This window comes from Streptomyces sp. CRN 30 (assembly GCF_034105845.1).
Window position 1 is genome coordinate 1 of the sequence record NZ_JAVRHI010000497.1, and the last position, 4,168, is coordinate 4,168.

The following is a 4,168-nucleotide window of genomic DNA, read 5'->3' on the forward strand; positions in this document are numbered from 1 at the left end:
CGGCGCCGGCCGTGCCGGCGCCGGACTTCGACCGACAGGGCGCCCGGGGGGACGGGACGGACAGGGCGCCCGGGAGGACCGGGGCCCCCGGCCCTCAGCCGAAGACGGCCAGGCTCTTCGCCTTGCCCCGCTCCTCCTCGACCAGCGCGAGCAGCGTCCCGTCGGAGCCGAAGACGGCCACCGCGCCCACGCCGGCGTACTCCTCCGGCATCTCCAGCCGCACGCCGTTGGCGAGCAGCCGGGCGCGGCGGGTGTCGACGTCCCACCGGGGGAACGCCGCGCCGGCCGCCTCCGCGACCGGCATGACGGTCAGCTCCTGCTGGTGCCCGTCCAGCGTCTTGGCCGCGTCCAGCCGGTAGGGGCCGACCCGGGTGCGGCGCAGCGCCGTCAGGTGGCCGCCGACGCCGAGCCCGGCGCCGAGGTCGCGGGCGAGGGCGCGGATGTACGTACCGGAGGAGCAGACCACCGAGACGACCAGGTCCTGGACGGGGGTGCCGTCCTCGGCGGTGTCCTCGCGGACGTCGTACACGGTGAAGGAGGAGACGGTGACCGGCCGGGCCGGGATCTCGAACTCCTCGCCCTCGCGCGCCCGCTTGTAGGAGCGCACGCCGTTGATCTTGATGGCGCTGACCTTCGAGGGGACCTGCATGATCGCGCCGGTCAGTTCGGCGATCCCCGCGTCGATGGCGTCCCGGGTGACCTTCGAGGCGTCCGTCGACCCCGTGATCTCGCCCTCGGCATCGTCGGTCAGGGTCGTCTGGCCGAGCCGGACGGTCCCCACGTACTCCTTCTCGGTGAGGGCGAGGTGCCCGAGGAGCTTGGTGGCGCGCTCCACACCGAGGACCAGGACGCCGGTCGCCATCGGGTCCAGGGTGCCCGCGTGCCCGACGCGCCGCGTGCGGGCGATGCCCCGCATCTTCGCGACGACGTCGTGCGAGGTGAAGCCCGACGGCTTGTCGACGATGACAAGGCCGTCGGGCGTGGTGTGCTTGTCGGTCATTTAGCGGTGTCGTCCGTCTCGTCGGCCGCGGCGTCCTCGTCGGCCTCGCCCGGCTTGCGGTACGGGTCCGCCTCACCGGCGTAGTCGGCGCCCGCGGACACCTCGCGCACCTTGGCGTCGGACTGCCGCGCCTTGTCGAGGAGGTCCTCGATGTTGCGGGCGGTGTCCGGCAGGGCGTCCATGACGAAGGCGAGGGTCGGGGTGAACTTCACGCCCGCCGCCTTGCCGACCTCGGAGCGCAGGATGCCCTTGGCGCTCTCCAGGCCCGCCGCGGCGGCCGCCCGCTCCTCGTCGTCGCCGTACACCGTGTAGAAGACGGTCGCCTCCCGGAGGTCACCCGTGACCCGGGTGTCCGTGATGGTGACGTGGGTGCCGAGCCGCGGGTCCTTGATCCCGCGCTGCAGCTTCTGGGCCACCACTTCCCGGATGAGGTCCGCCAGCCTCTTGGCCCGCGCGTTGTCGGCCACTGGTCCGTCTCCCGTTCTTTCCTGATCTCTGTGTTTCTCTGGATCTCTGTGTTCTGCTGGGTCAGTCGTCGTCGCCGTGGAAGCGCCGTCTGACCGACAGCAGTTCCACCTCGGGGCGGCCGGCGACCAGCCGCTCGCACCGGTCCAGTACGTCGCTCAGGTGCCCCGCGTCGCCGGACACCATGGCCAGTCCGACGACCGCCCGCCGGTGGAGGTCCATGTGGTCCACCTCGGCCGCGCTCACCGCGTACTTCCGCTGGAGCTCGGCGACGATCGGGCGGACCACGGACCGCTTCTCCTTCAGCGAATGTACGTCGCCGAGGAGCAGGTCGAAGGAGAGCGTCCCCACATACATGTGTAACCGGTTCACCCGCCGGTCCGGGATAGATGGCCCCGCCATGCGTACGGCGGGGACATCAGAACCGTACAACGAACGGCCGGGGCCGATCGACGGATATTGCTCTCCGCCGACCGGCCCCGGACCGCACCGTCTGAAGAAGACGGGGTGGTTACACCCGCGGCTTCTCGCGCATCTCGTACGTCGCGATGACGTCGTCGACCTTGATGTCGTTGAAGTTTCCGAGGTTGATACCGCCCTCGAAGCCTTCGCGGATCTCGGTGACGTCGTCCTTGAAGCGACGCAGACCGTCGATGTTGAGGTTCTCCGCGATGACCTTGCCGTCGCGGAGGAGGCGCGCCTTGGTGTTGCGCTTGACCTCGCCGGAGCGGATGAGGACACCCGCGATGTTGCCCAGCTTGGACGAGCGGAAGACCTCGCGGATCTCCGCCGTGCCCAGCTCGACCTCTTCGTACTCCGGCTTGAGCATGCCCTTGAGGGCCGCCTCGATCTCCTCGATCGCCTGGTAGATGACCGAGTAGTACCGGACGTCCACACCCTCGCGCTCGGCCATCTGCGCGGCACGCCCGGCGGCGCGCACGTTGAAGCCGATCACGATGGCGTCGGAGCCCATCGCCAGGTCGATGTCGGACTCCGTGACCGCACCGACGCCGCGGTGCAGGACGCGGATGTCGACCTCTTCGCCGACGTCCAGCTGGAGCAGGGAGGACTCCAGGGCCTCGACGGACCCGGAAGCGTCACCCTTGATGATGAGGTTGAGCTGCTGGACCTCGCCGGCCTTGAGCACCTTGTCCAGGTCCTCGAGGGAGACGCGGCGCGTGCGCTTGGCGAACGCGGCGTTCCGCTCACGGGCGGCGCGCTTCTCCGCGATCTGACGGGCCGTACGGTCCTCGTCCACCACGATGAAGTTGTCACCGGCGCCCGGGACGTTGGTCAGGCCCAGGACCTGGACCGGCGTCGAGGGACCGGCCTCGGCGACGTTGTTGCCGTTGTCGTCGAGCATGGCGCGGACGCGGCCGTAGGCGTCGCCCACCACCATCGTGTCGCCGACCCGCAGGGTGCCTCGCTGGACGAGGACCGTCGCCACGGCACCACGGCCGCGGTCGAGACGGGACTCGATCGAGATGCCCTGCGCGTCCTGCGTCGGGTTGGCCCGCAGGTCGAGCGAGGCGTCGGCGGTCAGGACGACCGCTTCGAGCAGCGAGTCGATGTGCAGACCCTGCTTGGCGGAGATGTCGACGAACATGGTGTCGCCGCCGTACTCCTCGGCCACCAGGCCGTACTCGGTCAGCTGACCGCGCACCTTGGTCGGGTCGGCACCCTCGACGTCGATCTTGTTGACCGCGACCACGATCGGGACGTCGGCCGCCTTCGCGTGGTTGAGCGCCTCGACCGTCTGCGGCATGACGCCGTCGTTGGCCGCGACGACCAGGATCGCGATGTCGGTCGAACGCGCACCGCGGGCACGCATGGCGGTGAACGCCTCGTGACCCGGGGTGTCGATGAAGGTGATCTTGCGCTCTTCGTCGTTGACCTCGGTCGCGACCTGGTAGGCACCGATGTGCTGGGTGATGCCGCCGGCCTCGCCCGCGATGACGTTCGTCTTGCGGATGGCGTCGAGCAGTCGGGTCTTACCGTGGTCGACGTGACCCATGACGGTCACGACCGGCGGACGGACGACCAGGTCCTCCTCGGAGCCCTCGTCCTCGCCGAACTCCAGGTCGAAGGATTCGAGCAGCTCGCGGTCCTCCTCCTCCGGGCTGACGATCTGAACTGTGTAGTTCATCTCGCCCGCGAGGAGCTGGAGCGTCTCGTCGGAGACGGACTGGGTCGCGGTGACCATCTCGCCGAGGTTCATCATGACCGCGACGAGCGACGCCGGGTTGGCGTTGATCTTCTCCGCGAAGTCGGTGAGCGACGCACCGCGCGACAGGCGAATGGCCTCGCCGTTGCCGCGGGGCAGCATCACGCCGCCGACCGACGGGGCCTGCATGGCCTCGTACTCCTGGCGCCTCTGCCGCTTCGACTTGCGACCGCGGCGCGCGGGACCGCCGGGACGACCGAAGGCGCCCTGCGTGCCGCCACGGCCACCCGGACCGCCGGGACGGCCACCGAAGCCGGGACGGCCACCGCCGCCGCCGAAGCCGCCGCCACCACCGGGACGACCGGCGAAACCGCCGCCGCCGCCGGGACGACCGGCACCGCCGCCGCCACCGGGACGACCGGCGAAGCCGCCGCCGCCACCGGGACGACCGCCGCCGCCGGGACGACCGGCACCGGCCGGGCCTCGGCCACCGCCGGGGCCACCGCCGGGACGCGGGCCGGCAGCCGGACGCTGCGGCA

General features: G+C 70.9%; 4 protein-coding genes. All 4 read right to left on the reverse strand.

From position 1 onward, the window contains the following. Positions 1-94: 94 nt before the first annotated feature. Entirely contained in the window at positions 95-1,000 is a 906-nt protein-coding gene (gene truB, locus UW392_RS56760; protein ID WP_320783341.1) for a tRNA pseudouridine(55) synthase TruB, read from the reverse strand. Beyond that, the gene (rbfA, locus tag UW392_RS56765) at positions 997-1,467 is read right to left on the reverse strand and encodes a 30S ribosome-binding factor RbfA (RefSeq protein ID WP_320783342.1); all 471 of its coding nucleotides are present in this window, start codon (positions 1,465-1,467) and stop codon (positions 997-999) included. Before rbfA ends, truB begins: the two co-directional genes overlap by 4 nt. A 61-nt stretch (positions 1,468-1,528) precedes the next feature. Next, positions 1,529-1,822, reverse strand: coding sequence for a DUF503 domain-containing protein (locus UW392_RS56770; protein WP_215164473.1), 294 nt, complete (start codon positions 1,820-1,822; stop codon positions 1,529-1,531). 154 nt (positions 1,823-1,976) lie between these two features. After that, positions 1,977-4,168: translation initiation factor IF-2 (infB, locus tag UW392_RS56775; protein WP_320783343.1), on the reverse strand; the 2,192-nt coding region annotated here is incomplete at its 5' end.

What these genes read in the sequence shown, in the direction of transcription:
- truB (WP_320783341.1), bottom strand. Translation starts at nt 1,000, where the DNA reads ATGACCGACAAGCACACCACGCCCGACGGCCTTGTCATCGTCGACAAG.
- UW392_RS56770 (WP_215164473.1), bottom strand. Translation starts at nt 1,822, where the DNA reads ATGTATGTGGGGACGCTCTCCTTCGACCTGCTCCTCGGCGACGTACAT.